29 protein-coding genes are annotated in these 26,165 nt (G+C 73.6%); 17 read left to right on the top strand and 12 right to left on the bottom strand.

The genetic code is table 11. The features are described 5' to 3' along the window. The first annotated feature begins 11 nt into the window (after positions 1–11). On the top strand, positions 12–1,040 hold the full coding sequence (locus tag ACFU9A_RS04360) for a hypothetical protein (RefSeq protein ID WP_430574039.1): 1,029 nt from the start codon (positions 12–14) through the stop codon (positions 1,038–1,040). A gap of 45 nt (positions 1,041–1,085) precedes the next feature. Here ACFU9A_RS04360 and ACFU9A_RS04365 read toward each other — a convergent pair whose 3' ends face one another. The 4 genes from ACFU9A_RS04365 to ACFU9A_RS04380 form a co-directional block, all read right to left on the bottom strand. After that, positions 1,086–1,547, bottom strand: coding sequence for a PTS glucose transporter subunit IIA (locus tag ACFU9A_RS04365; RefSeq protein WP_430574040.1), 462 nt, complete (start codon positions 1,545–1,547; stop codon positions 1,086–1,088). Next, a complete protein-coding gene (locus ACFU9A_RS04370) occupies positions 1,547–1,777 on the bottom strand; it encodes a glucose PTS transporter subunit EIIB (protein ID WP_380326545.1) in 231 nt (76 codons plus the stop codon). The genes ACFU9A_RS04365 and ACFU9A_RS04370 overlap by 1 nt, the downstream gene beginning before the upstream one ends. Positions 1,778–1,838: 61 nt before the next feature. Continuing rightward, on the bottom strand, positions 1,839–2,090 hold the full coding sequence (locus tag ACFU9A_RS04375) for a PTS transporter subunit EIIB (protein ID WP_430574041.1): 252 nt from the start codon (positions 2,088–2,090) through the stop codon (positions 1,839–1,841). Then, a complete protein-coding gene (locus tag ACFU9A_RS04380; RefSeq protein WP_430574042.1) occupies positions 2,087–2,896 on the bottom strand; it encodes a GntR family transcriptional regulator in 810 nt (269 codons plus the stop codon). The genes ACFU9A_RS04375 and ACFU9A_RS04380 overlap by 4 nt, the downstream gene beginning before the upstream one ends. A gap of 301 nt (positions 2,897–3,197) precedes the next feature. On the opposite strand from ACFU9A_RS04380, the gene ACFU9A_RS04385 reads away from it, so the two are divergent. Further along, on the top strand, positions 3,198–4,547 hold the full coding sequence (locus ACFU9A_RS04385) for a PTS transporter subunit EIIC (protein ID WP_430574043.1): 1,350 nt from the start codon (positions 3,198–3,200) through the stop codon (positions 4,545–4,547). Next, positions 4,547–6,220, top strand: coding sequence for a phosphoenolpyruvate--protein phosphotransferase (gene ptsP, locus ACFU9A_RS04390; protein ID WP_430574044.1), 1,674 nt, complete (start codon positions 4,547–4,549; stop codon positions 6,218–6,220). Before ACFU9A_RS04385 ends, ptsP begins: the two co-directional genes overlap by 1 nt. Before the next feature lie 54 nt (positions 6,221–6,274). Here ptsP and ACFU9A_RS04395 read toward each other — a convergent pair whose 3' ends face one another. Further along, positions 6,275–7,483: an ROK family protein gene (locus tag ACFU9A_RS04395; protein ID WP_430574045.1), complete on the bottom strand. Its 1,209-nt coding sequence runs from the start codon at positions 7,481–7,483 to the stop codon at positions 6,275–6,277. A 163-nt stretch (positions 7,484–7,646) separates the two neighbouring features. Here ACFU9A_RS04395 and ACFU9A_RS04400 point away from each other — a divergent pair, with 163 nt between their 5' ends. The 5 genes from ACFU9A_RS04400 to ACFU9A_RS04420 are packed head-to-tail and all read left to right on the top strand — an operon-like array spanning position 7,647 to position 13,020. Further along, a complete protein-coding gene (locus tag ACFU9A_RS04400; RefSeq protein WP_430574046.1) occupies positions 7,647–8,642 on the top strand; it encodes a carbohydrate ABC transporter permease in 996 nt (331 codons plus the stop codon). Continuing rightward, positions 8,642–9,565 carry a carbohydrate ABC transporter permease gene (locus tag ACFU9A_RS04405; protein ID WP_430574047.1) on the top strand — a complete coding sequence of 308 codons (924 nt, stop codon included), beginning with the start codon at positions 8,642–8,644 and terminating at the stop codon, positions 9,563–9,565. Before ACFU9A_RS04400 ends, ACFU9A_RS04405 begins: the two co-directional genes overlap by 1 nt. Further along, positions 9,562–10,935 (top strand): substrate-binding domain-containing protein, encoded by a 1,374-nt coding sequence (locus ACFU9A_RS04410; protein ID WP_430574048.1) that lies wholly within the window; start codon positions 9,562–9,564, stop codon positions 10,933–10,935. Before ACFU9A_RS04405 ends, ACFU9A_RS04410 begins: the two co-directional genes overlap by 4 nt. A gap of 57 nt (positions 10,936–10,992) precedes the next feature. After that, the gene (locus ACFU9A_RS04415; RefSeq protein WP_430574049.1) at positions 10,993–11,979 is read left to right on the top strand and encodes a Gfo/Idh/MocA family protein; all 987 of its coding nucleotides are present in this window, start codon (positions 10,993–10,995) and stop codon (positions 11,977–11,979) included. A gap of 33 nt (positions 11,980–12,012) precedes the next feature. After that, on the top strand, positions 12,013–13,020 hold the full coding sequence (locus ACFU9A_RS04420) for a Gfo/Idh/MocA family protein (RefSeq protein ID WP_430574050.1): 1,008 nt from the start codon (positions 12,013–12,015) through the stop codon (positions 13,018–13,020). A gap of 73 nt (positions 13,021–13,093) precedes the next feature. Here the strand turns inward: ACFU9A_RS04420 and ACFU9A_RS04425 are convergent, their stop codons facing one another. Genes ACFU9A_RS04425 through ACFU9A_RS04435 form a run of 3 tightly spaced genes read right to left on the bottom strand, consistent with a single transcriptional unit; the run spans position 13,094 to position 14,813 of the window. Continuing rightward, a complete protein-coding gene (locus tag ACFU9A_RS04425) occupies positions 13,094–13,651 on the bottom strand; it encodes a vitamin K epoxide reductase family protein (protein WP_430574051.1) in 558 nt (185 codons plus the stop codon). Positions 13,652–13,710: 59 nt separating this feature from the next. Continuing rightward, complete coding sequence (locus ACFU9A_RS04430; RefSeq protein WP_430574052.1) at positions 13,711–13,980, bottom strand: HPr family phosphocarrier protein; 270 nt, start codon at positions 13,978–13,980, stop codon at positions 13,711–13,713. Between the two features lie 32 nt (positions 13,981–14,012). Continuing rightward, on the bottom strand, positions 14,013–14,813 hold the full coding sequence (locus tag ACFU9A_RS04435) for a TetR/AcrR family transcriptional regulator C-terminal domain-containing protein (RefSeq protein ID WP_430574053.1): 801 nt from the start codon (positions 14,811–14,813) through the stop codon (positions 14,013–14,015). 121 nt (positions 14,814–14,934) lie between these two features. Here ACFU9A_RS04435 and ACFU9A_RS04440 point away from each other — a divergent pair, with 121 nt between their 5' ends. Together ACFU9A_RS04440 and ACFU9A_RS04445 are read left to right on the top strand one after the other, a co-directional pair. Continuing rightward, complete coding sequence (locus ACFU9A_RS04440) at positions 14,935–15,897, top strand: ATP-binding cassette domain-containing protein (protein ID WP_430574054.1); 963 nt, start codon at positions 14,935–14,937, stop codon at positions 15,895–15,897. Beyond that, complete coding sequence (locus tag ACFU9A_RS04445) at positions 15,894–16,754, top strand: ABC transporter permease (protein ID WP_430574055.1); 861 nt, start codon at positions 15,894–15,896, stop codon at positions 16,752–16,754. The genes ACFU9A_RS04440 and ACFU9A_RS04445 overlap by 4 nt, the downstream gene beginning before the upstream one ends. A 75-nt stretch (positions 16,755–16,829) precedes the next feature. Here the strand turns inward: ACFU9A_RS04445 and ACFU9A_RS04450 are convergent, their stop codons facing one another. Then, complete coding sequence (locus ACFU9A_RS04450; protein WP_430574056.1) at positions 16,830–17,669, bottom strand: aldo/keto reductase; 840 nt, start codon at positions 17,667–17,669, stop codon at positions 16,830–16,832. Positions 17,670–17,885: 216 nt separating this feature from the next. After that, positions 17,886–18,611 (bottom strand): cation diffusion facilitator family transporter, encoded by a 726-nt coding sequence (locus tag ACFU9A_RS04455; RefSeq protein ID WP_430574057.1) that lies wholly within the window; start codon positions 18,609–18,611, stop codon positions 17,886–17,888. A 78-nt stretch (positions 18,612–18,689) separates the two neighbouring features. Between ACFU9A_RS04455 and ACFU9A_RS04460 the strand changes: the two genes are divergently transcribed. Both ACFU9A_RS04460 and ACFU9A_RS04465 read left to right on the top strand, forming a co-directional pair. Beyond that, positions 18,690–18,935, top strand: coding sequence for a hypothetical protein (locus tag ACFU9A_RS04460; protein ID WP_430574058.1), 246 nt, complete (start codon positions 18,690–18,692; stop codon positions 18,933–18,935). Positions 18,936–19,021: 86 nt separating this feature from the next. After that, the gene (locus ACFU9A_RS04465) at positions 19,022–19,243 is read left to right on the top strand and encodes a hypothetical protein (RefSeq protein ID WP_430574059.1); all 222 of its coding nucleotides are present in this window, start codon (positions 19,022–19,024) and stop codon (positions 19,241–19,243) included. Positions 19,244–19,246: 3 nt separating this feature from the next. Here the strand turns inward: ACFU9A_RS04465 and ACFU9A_RS04470 are convergent, their stop codons facing one another. Together ACFU9A_RS04470 and ACFU9A_RS04475 are read right to left on the bottom strand one after the other, a co-directional pair. Then, positions 19,247–20,077: a hypothetical protein gene (locus tag ACFU9A_RS04470; protein WP_430574060.1), complete on the bottom strand. Its 831-nt coding sequence runs from the start codon at positions 20,075–20,077 to the stop codon at positions 19,247–19,249. A gap of 37 nt (positions 20,078–20,114) precedes the next feature. Continuing rightward, positions 20,115–20,693 carry a TetR/AcrR family transcriptional regulator gene (locus tag ACFU9A_RS04475; protein WP_430574061.1) on the bottom strand — a complete coding sequence of 193 codons (579 nt, stop codon included), beginning with the start codon at positions 20,691–20,693 and terminating at the stop codon, positions 20,115–20,117. Between the two features lie 102 nt (positions 20,694–20,795). Between ACFU9A_RS04475 and ACFU9A_RS04480 the strand changes: the two genes are divergently transcribed. The 5 genes from ACFU9A_RS04480 (at position 20,796) to ACFU9A_RS04500 (ending at position 26,057) form a co-directional block, all read left to right on the top strand. Continuing rightward, positions 20,796–21,992, top strand: a complete 1,197-nt coding sequence (locus tag ACFU9A_RS04480; RefSeq protein ID WP_430574062.1) for an FAD-dependent monooxygenase — start codon at positions 20,796–20,798, stop codon at positions 21,990–21,992. A 34-nt stretch (positions 21,993–22,026) separates the two neighbouring features. Beyond that, entirely contained in the window at positions 22,027–23,964 is a 1,938-nt protein-coding gene (locus ACFU9A_RS04485) for an NHL domain-containing thioredoxin family protein (protein WP_430574063.1), read from the top strand. Positions 23,965–24,009: 45 nt separating this feature from the next. Next, the gene (locus ACFU9A_RS04490; RefSeq protein ID WP_430574064.1) at positions 24,010–24,405 is read left to right on the top strand and encodes a DUF5655 domain-containing protein; all 396 of its coding nucleotides are present in this window, start codon (positions 24,010–24,012) and stop codon (positions 24,403–24,405) included. A gap of 121 nt (positions 24,406–24,526) precedes the next feature. Then, complete coding sequence (locus ACFU9A_RS04495; protein ID WP_430574065.1) at positions 24,527–25,123, top strand: calcium-binding protein; 597 nt, start codon at positions 24,527–24,529, stop codon at positions 25,121–25,123. Between the two features lie 76 nt (positions 25,124–25,199). Continuing rightward, positions 25,200–26,057 carry a carbohydrate kinase family protein gene (locus tag ACFU9A_RS04500; protein ID WP_430574066.1) on the top strand — a complete coding sequence of 286 codons (858 nt, stop codon included), beginning with the start codon at positions 25,200–25,202 and terminating at the stop codon, positions 26,055–26,057. The last annotated feature ends 108 nt before the right edge of the window (positions 26,058–26,165 follow it).

Raw genomic sequence — 26,165 nt, forward strand, 5'->3', positions numbered from 1 at the left:
AGACTCTCGGCATGGATCTGACGACGGCGCGCGAGACCAAGGCACAGCTCACCGACTTCGCTCGTGACCTGGCCGAGCGTCATGGCGTGCCCGCCAGCCCGTACGCCGTCGGCGACGACGCGACGCCCGCCGACGTGGTGCGCGCGCCGACCCTGTCGCTCGGCCTCGCGCCGCAGGGGGAGGGCGCCTTCGCCATCGCCGTGCGGTATCGGCTCGGGGTGCCGACGGCGCGCTCGTTCGTGCGACGCCTGGCCGCGGAGGCCGGCGACTCGGTCGACGTGCGCCGTACCGGCCGCATCCGCACCCTCGGCGCGCAGACCCGCCCGCCGGTCGTGACGGCGCGGGCGCTCGGCGAGACCGACCGCGTGCGGCCGCTTCGGCCGGGGGCGTCGATCGCGCACGTGGACGTCACCGCGGGCACGCTCGGCGCGTTCGTCGTGAAGGGGGACGGCTCCGGCGACGGCGCACGCTACGTGCTGTCCAACTACCACGTGCTGGCGGGGTCACCGTCGGCGCAGGTCGGGGACGTCGTCGTGCAGCCGGGCCCGGCCGACGGCGGTCGTGCGCCGCAGGACCGGGTCGGCACGCTCGCGCAGGTGGTGCCGCTGACGCCCGGGCAGCCGGCCACCGTGGACGCCGCGCTCGCGCTGCTCGACGACGGGATCGGGACCGACCCGACGTATCCCGTCGGCGCGGTCACGACCACCGCCGTCGCGGCGGGCGGCGAGGCGGTCGCGAAGATCGGCCGCACCACCGCGCTCACGCAGGGCCGGGTGACGGCGATCGAGATGGACGACGTGGTGGTCGGGTACGGCGAGGAGCTGGGCGCCCTGTCCTTCGACGACCAGATCGAGGTGGAGGGCGTGGGCGGTGCGTTCTCGCGCGGCGGCGACTCCGGGTCGCTCGTCTACCGCGAGGACGGCGTCGCGCTGGGCCTGCTCTTCGCCGGCTCCGAGACCGGCGGCGCCGACGGCACCGGGCTGACGTACTGCAACCCGGTCGACGCCGTCCTGCAGGCCCTGGGCGTCACCCTCGCCTGACCACCGGGGTGGTCCGGATCCCGCCGGACCACCCCGGCGCGGGGCTCAGCCCCAGGTGAGCAGGTCCTCGCCGTGCTCGACCAGCGTGCCGACCTGCGCGAGGCGGTCGACGGCGTCGGGCGTGGCCTCGAGCGCGACGACGGGGCACACGGCGGACCTGCCGCCGGCGCGGACGGCGGCGGGGTCCCAGGAGACGAGGACGGCGCCGCGCTCGACGACGTCGCCCTCGGACGCGTGGGTGGTGAAGCCCTCGCCGCCGAGCTTGACCGTGTCGATGCCGAGGTGCACCAGCACCGCGCGGCCGTCCGCGTGCTGCAGGACGAACGCGTGCGGGTGCAGCTTGACGATCGTGCCGGCGATGGGCGCGACCGCCTCGCCGCCGCGGACGTCGTCAGGCTCGATCGCGAGGCCCGGGCCGACGAGGCCGGCGGAGAACACCGGGTCGTCCACCTCGGACACGTCCACGACGGTGCCGGTGACGGGCGCGAGGACGGTCAGCGCCGTCATCAGCGGAGGTCCTCGATGTCGGAGGCGAGCGTGTCGGCCTCGGGCCCGACGATCACCTGGATCGCGATGCCGGAGCGCACGACGGCGATGGCGCCGGCCTTGGTGAGGGCGGCGTCGTTCACCTTGTCCGGGTCCTCGACCTCGACGCGCAGCCGGGTGATGCAGGGCTCGAGATCGACGATGTTGTCGTCGCCGCCGAGCGCGTCGAGGATCTGCTGTGCCTTGCTCATGGTGCTCCTTGGTGGTTCCTGGTGGAGGAGGTTCGTGGGGGCGGTCGGGCTCAGGCGGAGGTCACATGAGCTCGGCGAGGTCGGAGGCGATCGTGTCGACGCGCGGGCCGACCACCACCTGCACGACCCGCCCGTTGACCATCACGCCGAACGCCCCGGCGCGCTTCAGCAGCGCTGCGTCGACGAGCGCGGGATCCTTGACCAGCGACCGCAGCCGCGTGGTGCAGGGGTCGATCTCCTCGATGTTCGCGACCCCGCCGAGACCGGCGAGGATCGACGCCGCGAGCCGCGCGTCGTTGTCGGAGGTGCTCATCGGGGGCTCCCTTCGGGGATGCGTCCGGGCTGGACGGGGGCTGTGCCGGCGCTCTCGGCGGGTCGGCTGCGGGGGACCAGCGTGGGCCGTGCCTCGCGCAGCGGGACGAAGACGCTGTACCGGTCGCCGCGGTAGCAGGCGCGGGAGTACATGACGGGGGCGTCACCCCCGAAGGTCCGGCGGGCGGTGCGCATGACGGCGCGGGAGCCTTGCATCTGCAACGACTCGAGCTCCTCGGGGGTGGCGTCGGCGGCCGTGATGACCTCCTCGCCCCACGTCGGGTTCAGGCCGCGCTCGCGCAGGGCGGCGTAGAGGCTCTCGGGGACGCCGTCGGCCAGCAGGTCGGGGGCGAGGTCGACGGGGATCCACGACTCCTCGACGCTCATCGGGTTGCCGTCCGCGGTGCGCAGCCGCACGACGTGGTGCACGGGGGTGCCGGCCTCGCGGTCGAGCGCCTCCGCGACGACGGCGGGCGCGGGCAGCTCCTCGCGGGTGAGCACGGTGGCGCCGGGCTTGAGGCCGCGGCGTCGGGCCTCCTCGCCGAACGTCGTCAGGCGCATCTCGAAGTCGGCGCGGGGCGGCGCGACGAACGTGCCGCGGCCCTGTGCGCGCTCGAGCACGCCCTCGGTGACCAGCGCGTCGATCGCCTGGCGCACGGTCATGCGCGAGACGCCGAACTTCTCGGTGAGGCTGCGTTCGGAGGGGACCGCGTCCCCGACGGCGAGCTCGGTCGTGACGAGGTCCGCGAGGTACGCGCGCACCGCGAGGTACTTGTGCTCACCGCCGCGAGCTGCGCCCCTGACCATCGTCGTGTCCCGTCCTGCCCTGTGATCGGCATCGATCAGCGTCGTTTTCGACATCGGGACCAGTATCGCGGGCGGCGCGTCGTGCGGCCCGTGTGCTGCTCCCGGCCCCGCCGTGAACGCGGGGTTGACACATCATGAGGTCTAGACCAGTCTTCGTGCAAGTGGTCCAGACAACCTGCCCGTGGCAGCGTGGTGGATCACCGGCAATGACGCCCGCACGCCGTCGCGACACTGCCGCCGGACGACGCAGGCCCGGACCTGCAGGACACGCCCGCCCCGGGCCATCCATCGGAGGAGAACCATGACCACGGTCGCTGAGACCAAGCAGAAGCGGGGATTCCCCGGCCTGGCGCAGCTGCAGCGCGTCGGCCGCTCGCTGATGCTGCCCATCGCCTCGCTGCCCGCCGCCGCGCTGCTGCTGCGCCTGGGCCAGCCCGACATGCTGGGCGCCGACGGCGTGGCCGGCACGCTCTCGTGGATGCAGCCCGTGGCGGACGTCCTCGGCGCCGCGGGGAACGCGCTGTTCAACAACCTCCCGATGATCTTCGCCCTGGGTGTCGCGGTGGGCTACGCGCGCAAGTCGGACGGCTCGACCGCGCTCGCCGCCCTCATCGGGTACCTCGTCTTCAGCGGCGTCAGCGACGCCCTCTCGCCGTACGTCCTCGGGATGGACGAGGCGGGCGAGCAGATGATGATCAACTACGGCGTGCTCGGTGGCATCGTCATCGGTCTCACGGCTGCGCTGCTGTACCAGAAGTACTACCGGATCAAGCTGCCGGCCTATCTCGCCTTCTTCGGCGGGCGCCGCTTCGTGCCGATCGTGACGGCGGGCGCCGCCGTGGTCATCGCCGTCATCGGCGCCCTGATCTACCCGGGCTTCAACTGGCTCTTCAACGACCAGATCGGTGGCTTCGTCACCGGGTCGACGGTGCTCGGCGCGTTCGTGTTCGGCACGCTCAACCGCCTGCTGCTGCCGTTCGGCCTGCACCACCTGCTCAACTCGCTGCCCTGGTTCCAGTTCGGCTCGTACACCGACGCCAACGGCGCGGTGTGGAACGGCGACATCGCCCGCTTCCTGCACGGCGACCCGACCGCCGGCACGTTCATGACCGGCTTCTTCCCGATCATGATGTTCGCCCTCCCGGCCGCCGCGCTGGCCATGATCCACACCGCCAAGCCGAAGAACCGCAAGGTCATCGCGGGCGTGCTCGGCTCCGCGGCCCTCGTCGCCTTCGTGACCGGCGTGACGGAGCCCCTCGAGTACTCCTTCGTGTACGTGGCCTACCCGCTGTACGCGATCCACGCCGTCCTCACGGGTGTGTCCATGGCCCTCGTGAACTGGCTCGGCATCCACTCCGGCTTCGGGTTCTCCGCCGGCGCGATCGACTACGTGCTCAACCTCGGCATCGCGCAGAAGCCGCTGCTGCTCCTCCCGATCGGCCTCGCCTACGGCGTCATCTACTACTTCCTGTTCCGCTGGGTCATCACCAGGTGGAACCTGCGCACCCCGGGCCGCGAGGATGATCCTGAGGAGGAGGCCGCGGTCGAGGGCGACCAGGCCGTCACGGACCAGAAGGAGGCCGCCACGGTGTCCGCCGGCGTCGCCGCCGACGGCGGCGCGGGGGCCGCGAAGGAGAAGGGCTCGGACTGATGAGCACCACCCTCACCGGTGCCCCGGTGAGCCCCGGGCGGGCGGCCGGCGTCGTCGTGACGATGCCGGCCCCCGTCCCGGAGCCCCCGGCGGAGACGATCGACGCATCCGCTGCCGACGACGCGGTGTCCCGCCTGGGCGCCGCGACGTCGGCCGTCCGGGACCGCCTCGCCGCGCAGGCGGCCCAGGCCACGGGGACGGCGGCCGACGTGCTCGCCGTCACCGCGGCGATGGCGGCCGACCCGACGCTCGCCCGCGACGCCGAGCGCCGCGTGCGCGAGGGCTCGCTCACGCCCGGGCGGGCGGTGTGGGACGCCGCGAACGCGCTCGCCGCGCAGCTCGAGCCGCTCGGCCCGCCGCTGAGCGAGCGTGCCCGCGACGTGCGCGACGTGCGCGACCGCATCGTCGCCGAGCTCACCGGGGAGCGACCGCCGGGCGTGCCGTCGCCGGGGCACCCGTTCGTGCTCGTCGCCGAGGACCTGGCGCCCGCCGACACGGCGACCCTCGACCCGGAGGCGGTCGTCGCGATCGCCACGAGCGCGGGCGGCCCCACGTCGCACACCGCGATCCTCGCGCGGGCGCTCGGCATCCCCGCCGTGGTCGCCGTGCGCGGGGCCGACGAGCTCGCCGACGGCGAGACCGTCGTCGTCGACGGCGGCGCGGGCACCGTGCTGCGCGACCCGTCGGAGGCCGAGGTCGCGGCCGCGCGGGACGCCGTGCGCGTCGAGCGCGAGTTCGACGGCCACGGCCGCACCGCCGACGGGCACCGGGTGGAGCTGCTCGCCAACGTGGCCGACCCCCAGGCCGCGCAGGCGGCCGTCGCCGCGCACGCCGAGGGGGTGGGCCTGTTCCGCACCGAGTTCTGCTTCCTCGGGCGCGACGTCGAGCCGAGCGTCGAGGAGCAGGTCGCCGCCTACCGCGGCGTCCTGTCCGCCTTCGGCGGCCGCAAGGTCGTGGTCCGCACCCTCGACGCCGGGGCGGACAAGCCGCTGCCCTTCGTCACGGCCGACGACGAGCCCAACCCGGCGCTCGGCGTCCGCGGGCTGCGCACCGCCGTCGCCCACCCCGAGGTGCTGGACCGGCAGCTGGAGGCGATCGCCCGGGCGGCGGCCGCCGAGTCCGCGGACGTGTGGGTCATGGCGCCGATGGTGGCCACGACCGACGAGGCGCGGTCGTTCGTCGCCGCGTGCGAGGCGCACGGCCTGGGCCGGGCCGGCGCGATGATCGAGGTGCCCGCGGCGGCGCTGCGCTCGCGCTGGGTGTTCGAGCACGCCACGTTCGGCAGCATCGGCACCAACGACCTCACGCAGTACGCGATGGCCGCCGACCGCCTGCTCGGCGACCTCGCGACGCTGTCCACGTCGTGGCAGCCCGCGGTGCTCGAGCTGGTGCGGGCCACCTGCGAGGGCGCGCACGCGCACGGCCGCCCGGTGGGCGTCTGCGGGGAGGCGGCGGCCGACGCCGTGCTGGCCCCGGTGCTCGTCGGGCTGGGCGTGCGGTCGCTGTCCATGACGCCGCGCGCGCTCGCGGACGTCGCGGCGGTGCTGGCGGAGGTGTCGTTCGCGCGCTGCCGCGACCTCGCCCGCGTGGCGCTGGAGCAGCCCGACGCCGACGCCGCGCGTGCCGCCGTCCGGCGCGAGCTGTCCGACGTGCTGGAGGCCCTGGTCCTCTAGCCGGGCCGTCGTCGGGGCCGTCCGCGGAAGGGGCGCGGGCGGCCCCGGCGCGCGCTAGGCCGCGACGGGCGAGAGCTTCCGCTCGAGGAAGAGCGTGGCCGCCCCGATCGCGCCCACGTCGTCGCCGAACGTCGACGACGTCACCGGGACCTCCTGCGTGCCGTCCCGGGCGCGTCGCGCCACGAGCTGCACCTGGGGCATGGCGTGCTCGGCCAGGTACCCCCAGTACGGGCCGCCGACGATGACGCGGTGCGGGTCGTGGATGCTGATCAGGGTGCGCACGGCCTCGCCCAGCGCGGCCCCGTACTCCTCGACCAGCGCGCGTGCGGCGGCGTCGCCGGGCGTCCGCTGCTGCAGGGCGGCGAGAGCGGCCGCGTCGGGGGCGTGCGGGTCGAGGGGCACGCCGGCGCGACGCGCCTTGTCGAGGAAGCGGTTCATGTCCGTGTGGAGCGCGAGGCACGACAGGCGGCCGCAGCGGCACCGGGTGGAGTCGACGCCGGTCGGGAGGTGCCCGATCTCCCCGGCCTGGACCGTCGCCCCGCGGTGGATGGTGCCGTCGCCCGCCACGGCCGACCCGACGCCGGCGCCGACGTACAGGTACAGCACCGTCTCTTGTACGGCGAAGCGACCGGGCCAGCACTCGGCGGTCAGCGCGGCGTTGGTGTCCTTGTCCATCACGGCGGGCAGGCCGGTCCGGGTGCGGATCATGTCGAGCAGCGGAACGTCGCGCCAGCCCGGGAGCCACGGGGGAGCCACCACCGTGCCGTGCGCGGCGTCCAGGCCGCCCGGCACGGCGACGCCGATCCCCTGGACGCCCTTCTCGATCGCGCCGTCGTGGCCTCCGGTCGGCGCGGCCCCGAGCTCCCCGAGCATGTCGTCGAGGGCCGCGCCGATGCGTTCGACGTCGGCCGCCGGGTCGTCGCCGGGACGCTCGAGCGATCTCTTGGCGATCGGGCGGGCGAGCATGTCGACCAGGGTGACCGTGATGTGCGCCGGGTCGAGGTGCGCCCCGGCGGCGACCATGGCGCGCGGCTCGACCTGCATCGACATCGCGGGCTTCCCGCGCCGGTTCGTGTGCACGGGTGCCGCCCGCACCAGCCCGCGGTCGATCAGCCGCCGCGTGATCTGCGAGACCGCCTGGCGCGAGAGCCCGCAGAGCTCCATGAGGTCGGACTGGTCCACCCCGTCCGACGACAGCCGGATCGCCCGCAGCACGACCAGCTCGTTCCGGGCTCCCACCTGGGGCATCGTCGTCGCGCGCATGGCCCTCCCTCCGCCGGGAACATGATGCACCATTGAATATATCCATCGGTATGAGTAATGTCCTGAGGCGTCGGACACAGAGGTCCACGACGCCGCTTCGGCGCCAGCGGCCCACGTCCAGGCCACGACGGACGTGCTCCGTCGCCGAAGCGGAGGGAGAACGATGACTGCGACCGGACTGACGGCCAGAACGCCCCTGGGGACGGCACCGCCGGATGCGGCGGACGCCGCCACCGGCCCGCCGCCCGCGCGCACGCGCCACCGGCTCTCGCGCACGGACCGGCGCGACCTCGCCCTGGGGCTGAAGTACATCTCGCCGTGGATCGTCGGCGTCCTGGTCTTCGTCGTCTACCCCGTGGGGTACTCGATCTACCTGAGCTTCACCCGCTACTCCGGCATGGGCGCCCCGACCTGGGTGGGAGCGTCCAACTACAGCGCCGCGTTCGCCGACCCGCTCGTCGGCAAGGCGGCCGGCAACACGATCTTCTACGCCTTGATCGCCGTCCCGGTCGGGCTCCTCGTCGCGCTGACGCTCGCGCTCGCGATGAACCAGAACGTCCGCGAGGTCGCCTGGTACCGCACCATCTTCTACGCCCCGTCGCTGGTCCCCGCCTTCGCGATGTCGTTCATCTTCATCGTGTTCCTCAACCCCCAGTTCGGGGCGTTCAACCAGGTGCTCAACGTGTTCGGCGGGTCCAACGTCAACCTGCTCGGCGACCCGACGGGCGTGAAGATCGCGATCATCCTCATGGCCCAGCTCGGCGCCGGGAACGCGGCGCTGATCTTCCTGGCCGGGCTGCGGAACGTCCCGAAGACGGTCTACGAGGCCGCCCGGGTGGACGGTGCGGGCCCGGTGCGGCAGTTCCTGTCGATCACGCTGCCCCTGCTCAGCCCGGTGCTGCTGTTCAACCTCATCACCGGCGTCTCGGGCGCGCTGCAGGTCTTCACCGAGGCCTACATCGTCACCAACGGCACCGGCGACCCCGACGCGGGCGCGCTGTTCTACATGATGTACCTCTACAAGAACGCCTTCGGCTTCGCGGAGCTCGGCTACGCCTCGGCCCTGGCGGTCCTCCTCTTCCTGGCCGGCCTCAGCCTGGCCCTGCTGATCTTCTGGTGCTCGCGCCGCTTCGTGAACTACGACGTGGAGGCCTCCTGATGAGCACGACGACCCGCACGGACTCCCCGCGCAAGCGCCGGTCCCAGGTCCGCGCCGCGGACCTCGATCAGCTGAACCGGCGGGCCGACGGGACGCGGCGCCCCTGGTACTCCACCGTGATCGCGCGCGTGGTGATGATCGTCCTGTCCCTCGTCTTCCTGCTGCCGCTGTACTGGATGATCATCTCGTCGCTGAAGTCCGACGAGGAGCTCGCCCAGTTCCCGCCCACGTTCTGGCCCCACTCGTGGCAGCTCGGCAACTTCGTCGACGCGGTGGCGGCCATGCCGTTCCTGCACTTCTTCGCGAACTCCACGATCATCACGCTCTCGGTGGTGATCCTGTCGGTGCTCTCGAACCTCGTCGTCGCCTACGGCTTCGCCTGCCTGCGGTGGCCCGGCCGCGACGTCGTGTTCTACGTGGTGATCGCGACGCTGTTCCTGCCGTTCCCGGTGACCCTGATCCCGATGTTCGACATGTGGGCCCGCCTCGGCGCCGTCAACACCTTCGTCCCGCTGATCCTGCCGGCGATGTTCGGGTCCGCGTTCTACGTGTTCCTGCTGCGGCAGTTCCTCCTGCAGATCCCCAGGGACATGCTCGACGCCGCGCGGATCGACGGGGCGCGCGAGTGGACCATCCTGTGGCGCCTCGTGTTCCCCACGGCCAAGCCGGCCCTGACGACCGTCGCCATCTTCGCGGCCGTCGCCTCCTGGAACGACTTCATGGGACCGCTGATCTACCTGCAGGACGAGAGCGTGCAGACGCTCTCGATCGGCCTGCAGTCGTTCCGCTCCGTGCACGCGCAGGACGTCTCGTTCAACCAGCTGATGGCCGCGTCGTTCCTGGTCATCCTGCCTCTGCTGATCCTCTTCTTCGTGTTCCAGCGCTACTTCATCCGGGGCATCACCATCGGAGGCTTCAAGTGATCACACGCCGCACCTTCCTGAGCGCCGGGGCGGCGTCCGTCGCCGCCCTCTCCCTCGGGGCGTGCGCGCCCCGCGGGTCGTCGAGCGACGCCGTCATCCGGTACTGGGGCATGGGCGCCGCCGACGCCGACAAGGACCTCAAGGTCATCGACGCGTTCAACGCCACGAGGGCCGGCTCGGGCATCACGCTCGACGTCAACCAGGTGCCGAGCAACGGCGTGGCGGACATGAGCCAGATCATCACCGCCGTCCGGGGCGGCACCGCCCCGGACGTCTGGCAGATGGACCGCTTCAACGCCGTCCAGAACGCGTCCATCGGGCTGCTCGAGCCGATCGACGGCCTCATCGAGAAGTACGAGGACGCCTCCGTCGACGACTTCACGAAGCAGTGGATCCAGTTCGCCGTCGACGAGCTCACGTACGACGGCCGGCTGTACGGGCTGCCGATCAATACGGACGCGCGCGGGATCATGTACAACGAGAGCCTCCTGCGCGATGCCGGCGTCGACCTCGACATGTTCGACCCGCAGCAGCACGTGCTCACGTGGGACGAGCTGCGCGAGGTCGCGCGCAAGCTCACCAGGACGGACTCCCGCGGGAACTTCACGAATCTCGGGTTCGTGCCCTGGGACGGCGAGGGCTGGCCGTACACCTGGGGGTTCGGCCTCGATGCGGCGGTCTACGCGAACGAGTCCTCCTCGGTCACGCTGGACTCCCCGCAGTGGAGGTCGGTGTTCGACCTGTACGCGGACTGGGCCGAGGAGTTCCCCTACGCCAAGGCTGACGCGTTCTTCGCGACCTACCAGCCGCCGAACGCCCCACCCAGCCAGACCGCCATGTTCTCCCAGCGGCTGGCGATGTCCACCACCGGGCCGTTCTCCATCCGCAGCAACGAGAAGTACGCCCCGGACCTGCCGCTGAAGTTCACGTGGCTGCCGGTCGCGACGGAGGGCGACGAGACGTACTCGTGGTCCGGTGGGGCCTCGCTCGTGGTGCCCAAGGGCGCCCGGATGACGCGCAACCTCTGGGAGTTCATGAAGTTCTACACGGGTCATCAGGGCCAGAGCATCGTGCAGCCGTTGCTCGGCGACCTGCCGACCAACCTCGAGACGATCGAGGCCCGGAAGTACAACCCGAAGGCCGAGCTGTTCCGCCAGATGCTGCCGACCTCGACGTCCCGCCCCCCGCTGCCCGTGGGCTCGGTGGCGTGGGACACGCTGCAGCGCTCCCGGAGCTCGGTGATCATCGGCTCGGCGACGCCGCAGCAGGTCATCGCCAACAACCAGCAGAGCGTGGCCCCCAAGATGGCGCTCTTCGAGGGGTACCAGATGCCCGCGACGTACGGGCAGAACAGCGTGATCCCGGGCTAGGCCGGGACCGCCGGACGCACCACCCGACACGACACGACACGAGGAGCAGACCCCCCCATGACCACACCCCTGCGGATCGCCGTGCTCAGCGCATGGCACGTGCACGCCGAGGAGTACGGGCGCGCCGCCGTCGACCATCCCGGCACCGAGCTCGTCGCCGTCTGGGACGACGACGCCGAGCGCGGCCGCGACCTCGCGGAGCGCCTCGGCGTCGAGGCCACGACCGACCTCGACGCGCTGCTGGGCCGCGAGGACCTCGACGGCGTCACCGTCACCGCCGCCACGAGCGACCATCTCGAGGTGATCGGCAGGGCCGTCGCCGCCGGCAAGCACGTCTTCACCGAGAAGCTGCTCGCCCCGACCGTCGAGGCGTGCGACACGCTCGTCGACGCCGCCCGGGCCGCGGACGTCCGGCTCACGGTCTCCCTGCCGCGCCTCACGCACGGCTACACGGCGGCCCTGCGCGCGATCCTCGACGAGGGGGCGCTGGGCAGGATCACGTACTCGCGGGTCCGGCTGGCCCACGACGGCTCGACGGCCGACTGGCTGCCGGCACGGTTCTACGACGCGTCCGAGGCGCTCGGCGGCGCCTTCTCCGACCTCGGCGCGCACCCCGTCTACCTCACCCAGCTGATCCTGGGCGACGAGCTCGTCTCTGTGCGGTCGACCTACACCGACCAGACGGGACGGGGGGTCGAGGACAACGCGTCGGTGACGGTCGCCACCCCCGACGGCGCGATCGGCGTGATCGAGACCGGCTTCGTGACGCCGGCCAGCCCGTTCTCGATCGAGGTCCACGGCACCGAGGGGTCCCTGCTCTACGGGTTCGAGGCCGACGAGGCAGGGGCGCCCGTGATGCGTCTGGCGACCCGTGCGGGCTCGTCGCGCGTGGACCTGCCCGCCGACCAGCCGATCCTCTTCGCGCAGTGGGTGGACTCGATCCGCGCGGGCAGGGCGCTCGAGGACACCCTCCCGCGGGCCCGGTCCCTGACCGCGCTCGTCGACGCCGCGAACTCCGCCGCGAACTCCGCCGCGCACGTCTGACCGTCCCGCACCCCGACAGAACAGGGCTCAGCCATGACCGTGACCTCTCCCGTCCGAATCGGCCTGATCGGCGCCGGCGGCATCGCCGGTGCCCACCTCGCGGGCTACGCGAGGATCCCCGACCGCGTCCGGGTCACCGCGATCGCCGACGCGGTGCCGGAGACCCTCGCGCGCCGCGCCGAGGAGACCGGGGCCCGCGCCTACGCCGACTTCACCGAGCTGGTGCACGACCCGGAGGTCGACGCCGTCGACATCTGCCTCCCGCACCACCTCCACAAGGCCGCGATCGTCGCCGCGGCGAAGGCGGGCAAGCACATCCTCTGCGAGAAGCCCCTGTGCCTGACGGCCGAGGAGGCGGCCGAGGTGCGCGCCGCGGTGCAGGCCGCCGGCGTCACCCTCATGTGCGCGCACAACCAGCTGTTCATGCCCGCCGTGGCGAAGGCGAAGGAGGTCATCGACTCCGGCGCCCTCGGCGACGTGTACGAGGTGCGCACCACCGACTCGTTCTACAACGACTTCGATCCCTCGACCATGGGGTGGCGCGCCCACGCCGCGACCAGCGGTGGCGGCGAGTTCATCGACACCGGCTACCACCCGACCTACCTGCTGATGCACCTCGCGGGGGCGCGGCCCGTCAAGGCGTTCGCCATGATGTCGACCCACCGGCTGACGTTCATGGAGGGCGAGGACTCGGCCCAGGTGCTCGTGCGCTTCGACAACGGCAGCGTCGGTCAGCTCGTCACCTCCTGGGCGTACGACGCCGCTCCCGGCACCGACCGGTTCAGCGTGGTCGGGGAGAAGGGCTCGCTCAGCTCGGACGGCACGACGCTGCGCGTCCGGCTGCGGGGCGAGGACGAGCAGGTCTTCGAGCACGAGGCCGTGGACACCTTCGCGGCCGAGATCGTGGACTTCGTCGACTGCCTGGGGAGCGGCCGTCGCCCGCTGAACACCGAGGTCGAGGGGATCGCCGTCCTGGGCATCATCCTCGCCGCCTACGAGAGCGCGCGGACCGGCGAGGCCGTCGACGTGATCGGCGCCTGACGGCGGGCGACCCCGCGAAGGGCGGAGGGCCGGGCCGCACCAGGTGCGGCCCGGCCCTCGCGGCGTCCGGCGCTCAGGCGAAGAGGGCCGAGCCGTACTTGAGCAGGACGGCGGCGGCCAGCAGCAGGAACCACGCGGCGGTGAGGATGCCGAACGCGCCGGAGCGCACCAGCGACATGGCCCACGACTGCACCCGCGCGGGCCAGTAGAGGTTGTCCTCCAGGATGTTCCAGTGCAGCATCGACGCGAACACGAGCGTCGTGGAGACGGTGATCGTCAGGCACCACGGGCACAGGGCGCCGATGACGAACATGGACTCGTAGAAGAGCCAGTACGCGAACAGGAAGCCCAGCAGGTAGACGGTCTGGGCGGCCGTCATGAACCAGCGGGGGAAGCGGACGCCCGCGAGCCCGGCGACGGCGACGGTGATCACCACGGACTCGGCGATCAGGCCGAGGAACGCGTTCGGGAAGCCGAAGAGGCTGGCCTGCGGTGACGTGCCGACGGTGCCGCAGGAGACCACGGCGTTGATGTCGCACGACAGCGCCGCCGTGGGGTCCGCCGCCAGGTGCACGGCGTCGACCGACAGCACGAACGCGGCCACCAGGCCGACCAGCGCCCCGACGAGCATCTCGCCGAAGAGCCAGCCGGCCGAGTGGAAGAACCCGCTCGGGCGGGCGGGCCGGTCCGTCAGGCCACCGCTTCCTGCGACAGGAACTCGGCGAGGTCGTCGAGCGCGGCGGCGGCGTCGTCGCCGTCGGTCTCGGTGCGGAGCACCACCTCGTCGCCGGCTCCGGCGCCGAGCGTCATGATCCCGAGGACGGACGCCGCGTCCACGGCGTCGCCGCCGGTCTTCGCGATCTGCACGGGGACGGGCTGCCGGCCCGCCCTCTGGGCGAAGAGCGCGGCGGGGCGGGCGTGCAGGCCCTCGGTGATGGCGACGACGACGGTGCGTTCCATGGGGTCCTCCGGGGACGGTGGTCTGGACCAGTTCATCGTAGGGCGGCGGGCCCGTCCGGGGAAGTCCGGTGCGCGCGGTCGATCGCCATCCCGACGGAGTCGAGCAGCCGCTCCAGCGACGCGTCGAACGGCGTGGCCTCGGCGTCGAAGCCGCCCGCCTCCCAGATGCGCAGCATCGTGGGGTAGCGCTCGCGGTCGAACCAGTCGGCCCAGAAGCTGCTCATCGACGTCCAGTACTCGTCGTTGCTCTGGCCCGACGCGTCCTTCTCCGCCGACTCCGCGACGGTCGAGCGGGCGAGGCCGCGCACGAACGCGTCGAGGAGGCCGACGATCTCGACCACCTGCCGCTCCGGCAGCCCGGTGTCGACGAGGGTGCGCAGGCCGCACTCCTGCGCGTCGAGCACGGCGGGCGTCAGGGGCAGTCGCCACATGTTGGTCTGGAGGATCCACGGGTGGCGCTGGAACAGCTCCCAGTGCGCGCGGGCGTAGGTGGCCAGGCCCTCCCGCCAGCCGGCGTCGGCGGGCGGCAGGTCGAGCTCGGCGAACGCCCGGTCGATCATGAGGTCCTGGAGCTCCGCGCGGCCGGGCACGTAGGTGTAGAGCGACATCGCGCCGACGCCGAGGTGGGCGGCGACGCGCCGCATCGAGAGGGCGTCGAGCCCGTCCGCGTCGGCGATGGCCGTGCCGGCGCGGACCACGTCCTCCAGGGTCAGGCGGGCCTTGCGGCCCCGCCCGGAGGGCTGCGGCGGGTCCCACAGGAGGGCCAGGCGGCGGACGACCTCGGGCGGGCGGGGGACCCCGTCGTCCGGAGGTCTGGGCGAAGTGCTCGACATGGCTCGTCATCCTCCCACCCTTGCTGTCCGACGGGCCGCGAGGTCTTGTCGGACCCCCTCGTTACGCTCGAGACTAGTTCCAGTACAGCGTACGAGAGATGATGGCGGGAGAGGTGCGGAGATGATTCGAGCACGCGGGCTGACCAAGACGTTCAGCCGTCGCAAGGAGACCGTCGAGGCGGTCAAGGGGATCGACGTCGACGTCGCGGAGGGCGAGCTCGTCGCCTTCCTGGGGCCCAACGGCGCGGGGAAGTCCACCACCCTGCGCATGCTGACGTCGCTCCTGGCGCCCACGGCGGGGGAGGCGACCGTCGCCGGGTACGACGTCGTCAGGAGCCCCGCGCAGGTCCGGGCCCGGCTCGGCTTCATCGGGCAGGGCAACGGCGGCGGGTTCAGCTACAAGGTGGTGGACGAGCTGCACAACCAGGGCCGCTTCTACGGACTCCCCCCGGAGGTCTACCGGGAGCGGGCGGCCGACCTCCTGGCCGCCCTCGAGCTCACCGGGCTCGAGAAGCGGTCGGTGCAGTCGCTGTCCGGCGGCCAGCGCCGCCGGCTCGACGTCGCCCTCGGTCTGATGAACCACCCGCCGCTGCTGTTCCTCGACGAGCCCACCACCGGCCTCGACCCGCACTCGAGGGCCAACCTGTGGGGCCACATCGCGGCGATGCGCGAGCGGTACGGGATGACGGTCGTGCTCACCACGCACTACCTCGACGAGGCGGACAGCATGGCCGAGCGCGTCGTCGTCATCGACCACGGCGAGATCATCGCCGACGCCGCGCCCGACGTCCTCAAGCGCCGGCACGCCGACGACTCCCTCTCCCTCGTCGTCGCGACCGACGACGGCGCGGCCGTCCGTGCCGCCCTGCCCGCGGCGCTCGGCGACGTCGAGCTCGCCGAGCACGACGCCGGGCTGCGGGTGCGGGTGGCCACCGCGCAGGGCGCGGACACCCTGCCGGGCGTCATCGAGGCGCTGCGGGTCGCGGGCATCACCACCACGTCGGCGAGCGCCCGCCAGGCCAGCCTCGACGACGTGTTCCTCAACCTCACCGGCCGGAGCCTGCGCGAGGAGGCGGCAGCATGACCGAGCAGACCCGCACCACCACCCCGGCCGCCGCGACCCACGAGGCGCCGCGGATCGTCACGCGGACCGGGCCGGGCAAGTTCTTCTCCGACACGGCGGCCGTGTTCACCCGCGAGATCCTGCTGGTGCTGCGCGACCCGTTCACGCTGATCTTCTCGCTGCTGCAGCCGCTGATCTTCCTCGGGCTGTTCGGGCCGCTGCTCACGGGCACGTTCGGCGGCGGCTTCGGCGGCCCGTCCGGCGGGGGCGCCAGCACGGCCGAGACGCTGCAGTGGTTCGTCCCCGGCGTCATCGTGATGATCTCGCTGTTCGGCACCTCGATGACCGGCTCGAACCTGCTGTACGAGATCATGACCGGCTCCTACGAGCGGGTGCTCGCGACCCCGCTCGACCGCTCGTCGATCCTCGTGGGCCGTGCGCTCAAGGAGTTCGCCCCGCTGCTGGTGCAGGGGCTGATCATCGCGGCCGTCTGCATCCCGTTCGGGTTCACGTTCCACGTGCTGCCCGCGCTCACCGGCCTGGTGCTGCTGGGCGTCTTCGGCGTGGGGATCGGCGCGCTGTCGCACGCCCTCGCGCTGGCGTCCAAGGGGCGCGAGTGGCTGTTCTGGGGGGTGCAGCAGTCGCTGCTGTTCCCGCTGCTCATCCTGTCCGGGATGATGCTGCCGCTCGAGGCGGGCCCGTCGTGGATGCAGACGGCGGCGAAGTTCAACCCGCTCACCTACATGGTCGACGCCGAGCGTGTGCTCTTCGGCGGCACGTTCGCCGACCCGGCCGTCCTGTGGGGCACCGTCGCCGCGGTGGCCACCTGTGCCGTCGGCCTCGTCGTCGGTATCCGCGCCACCCGCCGGTCCGTCTGACCGGAGCGTCGGGGGTGCGGCCGTGGCCCTGTCCTCCACCGGGACAGGGCCACGGCCGCGCCCGCGACGCCCACCTCAGCGGCCGGTGTCGTTCATCTGGTCCGGGTGGGAGCCGATGCGCTCGCCGCGGTCGAGGCCCGTGATGGCGGCCATGTCCTCGCCGGACAGCTCGAAGTCGAAGATCTCGAGGTTCTCGCGGATGCGGGACGGCGTGGCCGACTTGGGGAACACGACGTCGCCGCGCTGCACGTGCCAGCGCAGCACCACCTGGGCGGGGGTGCGCTCGTGCTCGGCGGCGATGCGGGCGAGGGTCGGGTCGTCGAGGACGCGGCCGCGGCCCAGCGGGGACCACGCCTCGGTGACGATGCCGTGCTCGGCGTCGAAGGCGCGCACGTCCTCGTTGCCGAACCACGGGTGGATCTCCACCTGGTTCACGGCGGGCACCACGGTGCCCTCCTCGAGGATGCGGCGCAGGTGGTGCGGCTGGAAGTTCGACGTGCCGATGGCGCGGGCGCGGCCCGAGCGGTACAGCTCCTCGAGCGCCCCCCACGCCTCCGCGAACCGGCCGACGGCGGGCAGCGGCCAGTGGATGAGGAACAGGTCCACGTGGTCGAGGCCGAGCTCCTCCAGGGACCGGTCGAAGGCCTCCAGCGCGGCGTCGTGCTCGTGGAACGCGTTGTTCAGCTTTGTGGTCACGAACAGCTCGTCGCGTGGCAGGCCGGCCGCCGCGATGGCCTCCCCGACGCCGCGCTCGTTGCGGTACATCTGCGCCGTGTCGATGTGTCGGTAGCCCGCCTCGAGGGCGGTCAGCACCAGCTCGCGGGTCTCCTCCGGCGGGACCTTGAAGACGCCGTAGCCGAGCTGCGGGATCGACGTGCCGTTGTTCAGGGGCAGGGACGGGATCTCGGTGCTCATGTCACCCATCCTGTCCCGCCAGGGCTCTGCCCGCAGCGAGCGGACGCCGTGTCGCCATCGAGATGACCGTGCCGCGTGATCCATCCCATCGTCCTCCGGGTCGCCCCGCGGCCCCCGTCGGGAGCACGCTGGAGGGGTCGTCCCCGGCCGACCCGCACGGTGGTCCGATGCGGTCGACCCGGCGGGGTGGCCCGGCGTCGACGACGCCGCCGGGGATCAGTGTCGACCGGCCGCCCCGCCGTCGCCGGTCCCGTCGACCGGCGTGCAGCAGCCGTCGTCGCACCCGTCGTCGTCGCCCGCGAGGAGCGCCCCCACGGGCGTGCAGCAGGCGTCGCCGCGCCACGCCTCGACGCCCTCCTTCACGGCGAACCCGGCGATGACCAGGGCGGCGAGGGGGTCGGCCCACGACCAGCCGAGGGTGGCGTTGAGGACGAGCCCCAGCAGCAGCACGGCGGACAGGTAGGTGCAGATCAGGGTCTGCCTCGAGTCCGCGACCGCCGACGCCGAGCCGAGCTCGCGGCCGGTGCGGCGCTCGACCCACGAGAGGAAGGGCATGACGGCGAGGCTGACCGCCGCAAGGACGATGCCCACGGGGGAGTGGTCGGGCTCGGCGGCGCCGAGCAGGGTGCGGGCGGAGTCGACCGTGACGAACAGCGCCAGCCCGAAGAACGACATCGCGATGACCCGCAGGGCGGCGCGCTCGCGGCGGTGCGGGTCGGGGGCGGCGAACTGCCACGCCACCGCGGCGGCGGACAGCACCTCGACCACGGAGTCCAGGCCGAACCCGACCAGGGCGGCCGACGACGCGGCCCGGCCCGCGGCGATCGCCACCGCCGCCTCGACGACGTTGTACGTGATCGTGGCGGCGACGATCCAGCGCACGCGGCGCTCGAGCAGGGCGCGGCGCGCGGGCGGCACGGGGCGGAGCGGCAGCGTCGTCACGGGTTCGACGGTACACGGATGCCTGTACCCTCGACCAGGGGTGGCGGACGGTGTCCGGACGGCAGGCATGCTGGACCCATGTCGAAGAGTCTTCCTCTGGGCCCCACGGTGATCGACGACGACCGCGACGTGCGGTTCGTCGCGGGGTCGAACCAGTTCGCGATCCGTCTCAAGGACGGTCATCTGCACGTGCGCGCCATCGACGCGGGCGAGGGCGAGGCGCAGATCTCGGTCTCCCCGACGTCTCGGAGCACCCTCGACCTGCGGATCCGGCGCCGGTCGCCGCAGGGCCCCGTGGACGTCGAGGGCCCGACCGTGCGATAGCCGGATGCCGCGGGGGCGCAGGTCACGGTGCCCGGACTGCGACCCTGTCGTCGGGTGGCGCACAATGGAGGGGTCGGAGGTGTTCCATGGTCACGATCGACGAGGCGCGCGCCGCCAAGCCCGCCCTGCGCGAGGCGCTCGAGAGCGTCGAGGGGGTGTGCGGCGTCGGGCTCGCCCAACGCGGTGACGAGGCGGACTGGGTGCTCCAGGTGAACGTCGTCTCCCTCAGCGCGCGCAAGGACGTGCCGCCGCAGGTGGACGGCGTCCCCGTCCAGGTGACGGTCGTGGGCGCGGTCACCGCGCTCTGACACCTACGGGCGGCCGCCGCCCGCCTCCCGCCACGCCTCCGCGAGCGCGGCCACCGACGGCCAGCGCCCGGCCCGCTCGCTGAGCAGCGCGCGCTCCGCGACGGCGAGCTGCTCCGCGGACCCGACCCATGCGCCCGGCGCCTTCGTCGCGTCGTCGCCCAGGAAGGTGTGGGCCAGCGCGCCCAGCGCGACCACGGTGGTGACCTCGTCGATGGTCGCGCCGAGCTCGTACTCCTCCGGCGACATGAACCGCGTCGAGCCCCACATGCGGCCCATGCGGTTCACCACGGGCGCGCGCTCGTAGACGTCGAGGTCGCAGAGCGTCACCCGCCCGGTCCGGGGGTCGAGCAGCACGGAGCCGTCGTAGAGGTCGACCGCGGTCCAGCCGAGGGCGGCCGCGTGGACGTGGAAGTCGTAGACCTGCTGCACCGCGGCCGCCCGGTCCGCGGTCGAGAGCTCCCGCACCACGTGCCCCCGCTCGTACTGGCGCCCGACGGGCGTCGCGTCGGTCCAGTCGAACACCAGCGCGTGCCCCGTCCCGACGTCGACGGCCTCGCGCAGCCGGACCAGGGTGGGGTGCGCGAGCTCCCGGTACACCTCGGCGGCCCGGCGCAGCCGCGCGACGGCGTGGTCGACCTCGCCGTCGTACCGGGCCGTGCGCGCCCCCGCGTACTTGACGAACACGCGGCCGTCGGGCCCGTCCACGCCGAGGCAGAGGTTCCCCGAGTCCTGGTCGTCCAGCACGGCGAACACCGTGCCCCACCGGGCGGTGAACGACAGGTCGTGCTCCTCGCGCAGGCGCACCGGCATCCCGTCGACCTCCGTCAGCACCATGCGCCCGAGGCTAGCAACGCCCGCGGCGCCGACGTGCTCAGGCGGTCAGTGCGACGAGCGCCGCGGCCTGTGCCAGCAGGTCGTCCGCCCCGACGACGTCGGCCGGGTCGAGCAGCAGGTGCGAGACGGCGCCGAGCAGCAGCATCTGCAGCAGCGTGCCGTGCTCGGCGGGGACGCCGAAGAGCTCGGCCAGCGCGGCACGGGCCTGCTCGTTCGCGCCCCCCAGCGACGCCGCCCGCTCCGGGTCGCGCGCCGCGTCCGCGAGGAGCTCGAACTGCACTGCCCACAGCGACCGGTCCTCCGCCGCCGACGCGACGACGCGCCCCCAGACCGCCCGGAACCGCTCGCCGGGCGTGCCGCCGAGGTCCTCCGCACCGATGGCCTCCAGGCCTTCCCCCCAGTCGCGCAGGGCCTCGACGAGCGCCGCGTCGAGCAGCGCCTCCTTGCTCCCGAAGTGGTAGCCGATCGCGGCCAGGCTGACGCCCGCGCCGGTGGCGATGTCGCGGGCCGTGGTGCGCGCGTAGCCGCGGTCGCGGAGGCAGTCGCGCGCGGCGGCGAGGAGCGCCTCCCGGTTCCCGGCCGGCGGGGTGGGGCGGCGCGTGCTCGAGGAGGTCATGCGTCGATGGTAGCTCAAACGTCTGATACGAACGTCTTGCACAGATGTCTCAATCGCGTCTACGGTGGTGCCCGTCACGTTCCCTCGGCAGGAGGTCCTCCCATGAACCGCACGATCCTCGTCTCCGGCGGCGGCGTCGCCGGCCTCGCCCTCGCGCAGCGGCTGTCCGCCGGCGGCGACGCGGTCACCGTCGTCGAGCGGGCGCCCGGGCCCCGCGCCGGCGGCTACAAGGTGGACGTGCGCGGCGCCGCGCTCCGGGTCCTGGACCGCATGGGCCTGCTGGAGGAGGCCCGGACCCTGCGCACCGAGGTCCGCGCGGGCACCGTCGTCGACGCCCGCGGGCGCCGGGCGGCGAGCATGGACGGGGACACCTTCGGCGGCCGGGTGCACGACGATGTCGAGCTGCTGCGCGGTGACCTGCACCGCCTGCTGCGCGAGAGCGCCGCCGGGGCCGAGCACGTCCACGGCGACTCGATCGCCACGCTCGAGGACACGGGCGACGGCGTCGAGGTCGGCTTCGCGTCCGGCCGCACGGGCCGTTACGACCTCGTCGTCGGCGCGGACGGGCTCCGGTCCGCCACCCGCAACCTCGCCTTCGGCCCGGACGAGCGGTACCTCGTCGACCTCGGGTACTACGTCGCCGTCGCGACCGTCCCCAACCGCCTCGGCCTCGACCGCGAGGAGGTCACCTACGTGGGGCCGGGCCGCACCGCGCTGATGTACGCCATCGCGCGCGAGGAGGGCGCCCGCGCGATGTTCCTGTGGTCGTCCGGCCCGCTGGGGGAGCAGGGGCTCGACCGCGCCGGGCGCGAGCGCCTCCTCGCCGAGGCGTACGCCGGCGAGGGCTGGGAGGTGCCGGCGATGCTCGCGGACGTCCCCGACTCGCCCGACCTGCTGTTCGACCCCCTCAGCCAGGTGCGCATGGACCGGTGGTCCACCGGGCGCGTCGTGCTGCTGGGCGACGCCGCGCACTGCGCGTCGCCGGCGTCCGGGCAGGGCACGAGCATGGCCCTCGTCGGGGCGTACGTGCTGGCCGCGGCCCTCGCCGCGCACGACGACCACGCCGCGGCCCTCGCCGACTACGAGCGCATCATGCGCCCGTTCGTGGCCGCGAACCAGGCGCTCGGCCCGGCGAACGTCAAGCGCATGGTCGTCGGCACGAAGGGGCAGGTGCGCGCCTCGCTCGCCATGCTGCGCGTGCTGGACAGGCTGCCCGGCAAGGAGCGGATGCTCGCCGCGATGACCGCGCCCATCCACAAGGCGGCGAACGCCGTCGAGCTGCCCGAGCTGGTGCACTGACGGCGGCCGGGCGGGGCCGGTGCAGAATGCTCGGGTGACTTCCTCCACCCGCCTTCCCCGCGTCCGCGCCTCCGAGCTGGTCGGCCGCGGCTGGCTGAACACCGGCGGCCGCGACGTCACCCTGGCCGACCTGCGCGGCAAGGTCGTGGTCCTCGACTTCTGGACCTTCTGCTGCATCAACTGCCTGCACGTGCTGGACGAGCTGCGCGACCTGGAGGAGCGGCACCGCGACGAGCTGGTGATCGTCGGCGTGCACTCGCCGAAGTTCGCGCACGAGGCGGACCCCGTGGCGCTGGCCGCCGCCGTCGAGCGGTACGAGGTGCACCACCCGGTGCTCGACGACCCGGAGCTGGTCACGTGGGGCGCGTACACGGCGCGCGCCTGGCCGACGCTGGTCGTCGTCGACCCCGAGGGGTACGTCGTGGCGCAGATGGCGGGGGAGGGGCACGCGTCGGCGATCGAGGCGATCGTCGACGAGCTGGTCGCCGAGCACGACGCGAAGGGCACGCTGCACCGCGGCGACGGCCCGTACGTGCCGCCCGCGCCGGCGCCGAGCACGCTGCGCTTCCCCGCCAAGGCGGTGGCGCTGCCCGGCGGGAACCTCCTCGTCGCGGACGCCGGCCACCACGCCCTGACGGAGCTCGCGCCCGACGGCGAGACGCTGGTGCGGCGCATCGGCTCCGGCGAGCGCGGGCTGGTGGACGGCGGCCCCGCGGGCGCGGCGTTCAGCGAGCCGAACGGGCTCTGCCCGGTCCCGGACGAGCTGCGGCCCGCGCTCGGGTACGACGTGCTCGTCGCGGACACCGTCAACCACGTGCTGCGCGGGGTCGACCTGACGACGGGCCGCGTGACCACCGTCGCGGGCACCGGCGAGCAGTTCATGGTGGGCGGGCAGGAGAACGTCGTCGGGCCGACGGGGCCGTTCGACGCGGCCGCGACCCACCCCGCGAAGGCGGTCCGCCTCAGCTCGCCGTGGGACGTCGCCTGGTCGCCGCGGCTCGGCGCGTTCGTCGTCGCGATGGCGGGCCACCACACGCTGTGGGCGTTCGACCCGCTGGAGGGCGCCGTCCGGCTGCTCGCGGGGACGATGAACGAGGGGCTGGAGGACGGCCCGGGCGACCAGGCGTGGTTCGCGCAGCCGTCCGGGCTGGCGGCGGCGACCGGCCCGCACGCCGGCGACGCCCTGTGGCTGGCCGACGCCGAGACGTCCGCCCTGCGCCGGGTCGCGCCGGCCGACGACGGGTCGGTCACGGTCACGACCGCGGTCGGGCAGGGGCTGTTCGACTTCGGCCACCGCGACGGCCCGGCGGGCGAGGCGCTGCTGCAGCACCCGCTGGGCGTGGCGGCCCTGCCGGACGGCAGCGTCGTCGTCGCGGACACGTACAACGGCGCGCTGCGGCGCTACGACCCGGCCGCCGGTGTCGTCACGACGCTCGCCACCGGCCTGGCGGAGCCGAGCGACGTGCTCGTCGAGACGGCCGACGACGGCGTGCGCCTGCTGGTGGTGGAGTCCGCCGCGCACCGGCTCACGCGGGTGGCGCTGCCGGCGGACGTCGCGGGCGAGGTGCTCGACGGCGGGGCGCACCGCATGGCACGGCCGGCGACCGAGGTCACGGCCGGGGAGCTGCGCCTGGAGGTGCCGTTCGCGCCCGCGCCGGGGCAGAAGCTCGACGACCGCTGGGGCCCGTCCACGGAGCTGCGGGTCAGCGCCACGCCGCCGGAGCTGCTGCTCGACGGCGCGGGCGACGGCACCGACCTCGACCGCGTGCTCGTGGTCAACCCCGACGTGGCCGAGGGCGTGCTGCACGTGACCGCGAAGGCCGCGTCCTGCGACGTCGTGCCCCTGGGCCCGGACGGGGAGCCCGACCCGGACGTCTTCCCCGCCTGCCACCTCGCCCAGCAGGACTGGGGCGTGCCCGTGCGCGTCACCGCCGACGGCGACGCGACCCTCGTCCTGCCGCTGCGGGGCTGAGCCGCCGGCCCGGCGCCTGTCGGGGGCTCGCCGTAGCGTCTCGGTATGACCCCCGTCACCGAGGATGAAGCCGAGTCGCCGTGGACGGTCGACCGGCACCTGGAGGGCCGTCCCGAGGCGACCCTGGAGCTCTACCGCGCGTTCATGGAGCGGGCGGAGGCGATCGGCCCGTTCACGCTCTCGCTCTCGCGGTCGGCGATCACGCTGAAGGGCACCCGGCGCGGCTTCGCGGGCGTCGTGCCGCGCCCCGACATGCTGCGCGGGTACCTGGACCTGCAGCGCGTGGTCGAGGACCCGCGCATCACGAACGCCAAGCCCTACACCAAGCGCCTGTTCGTGCACTACTTCCGCCTCACCGACCTCGACCAGCTCGACGACGTCTTCGCGGGGTGGCTGCGCGAGGCGTACGCCGTCGGCGCGGGCGAGCACGTGGGCCTCTGACCTCGGGCGGCCTCCGACCCCGGGCCCCGGATGAGAGGGGCCTCATCTGCGCCCCATGAACGGCTCATCGCCGCGGGCGACGGTCGTCGTGTCCACACCGGAACGACACGGAGGTCCGACGATGAGCACCCAGTCAGCACGCACCCCGGCAGCGAGCACCCGAGGGGCTCGCCCCACCCGCACCCGCCGTCTGGCGGCGCTGTCGCTCGCCACCCTGGCCGCGGCGGGCCTGTCCACCGCGGCCCTCGCGTCGTCCGCGCAGGCGGCGACGCCCACCTGCGCGGGTCTGCGCGCCACGATCGTCGGCACCGACCGGGCCGACGAGATCGAGGGCACCTCGGGCCGTGACGTCATCGTCGCCCGCGGCGGCGCCGACGAGATCGACGGCAACGGCGGCGACGACGTCATCTGCGCGGGCAGCGGCAACGACGAGGTCGACGGCGGACGCGGCGACGACCGCATCTACGGCGGCTCGGGTCACGACGAGCTCGAGGGCGACAGCGGCGCCGACCGGATCAGCGGGTCGACCGGCAACGACCACCTCGAGGGCGGCTCCGGCGACGACCGCCTGTACGGCGGCAAGGGCCACGACCTCGTCGAGGGCGAGCGCGGCAGCGACCACGTCAGCGGCGGCGCGAGCACCGACATGGTGCGCCAGGGCAGCGCCTCCGACCGCGACGAGGACCGGTGGGACGCCCGGTACGGCGTCGACGACTGAGCCCCACGACGCGGGCCCTGCCCGGGTCGCGGCGCCGCGCACGCGGCGCCGCGACCTCGGCCGTTAGGGTTCCGGCGTGACCACTCCCGACGTCCTCGTCGCCGGCCCCGCGTCCTGGAACCGCATCGTCCACCTGGACGCCCTGCCGGACCCGACGCCGCACACCGTCTTCGCTCGCGGCGCGTACGACACGGTGGGCGGCACCTCCGCGGGCAAGGCCCTCAACCTCGCGAGCCTGGGTCGCGGCGTCGTGCTGCGCACCGTCCTCGGCGCCGACGACGAGGGCGCGCGCGTCCGTGGCGTGCTCGACGACGCGGGCGTCCGTCTCCTGGTCGAGCCGGCCCCGGACGGGCGCACGGAGAGCCACCTCAACCTCATGGACACCGCCGGCGGTCGGCTGTCGGTGTACCTGCGCGCGCCCGGCGAGGTCCGGGCCGGCGGGCCGGGCTGGGACGAGGCGCTCGCGGCCGTGGACGGCGCGGCGGCGGTCGTCGTCGACCTCGCGGTGCACTCCTTGCCCGTGCTCGCGGCGGCGGCCGACCGCGGGCGCGACGTGTGGGTCGACCTGCACGACTACGACGGCGACACCGCGTTCCACCGCCCGTGGGCGGAGGCGGGCACGCACGTGTTCCTCAGCTCCGACCGCCTGCCCGACCACCGGGCCTTCATGGCCGACCGCCTCGCCGCGGGGGCACGGCTCGTCGTCTGCACGCACGGCGCGCGCGGCGCCACGGCGCTCACGGCCGACGGCTTCGTCGACGTCCCCGCCGAGCGGGTGGACGACGTCGTGGACACCAACGGCGCGGGCGACGGGTTCTTCGCGGGCTTCCTCGACGCGCACCTGCGCGGCGCGGACGTCGCGGAGGCATTGTCGGCGGCGGCCGCGCACGCCGCCCGGGTGGTCCGCAGCCCGGGCCTCGCGCCCGTCGGCTGACGCCCTGCGCCGACTCCGCGGGCGTGTCGCCTGGCGTGTCGCCGCGCCGACCGCGGTGTCGTTCTTCCTGTCGTCAGCGAACCAGGAGCGATGGTTGCGGTGCGAGCG

Origin of the sequence: Isoptericola sp. NPDC057653 (genome assembly GCF_042799955.1) — a bacterium.
Classification (GTDB): domain Bacteria; phylum Actinomycetota; class Actinomycetes; order Actinomycetales; family Cellulomonadaceae; genus Isoptericola.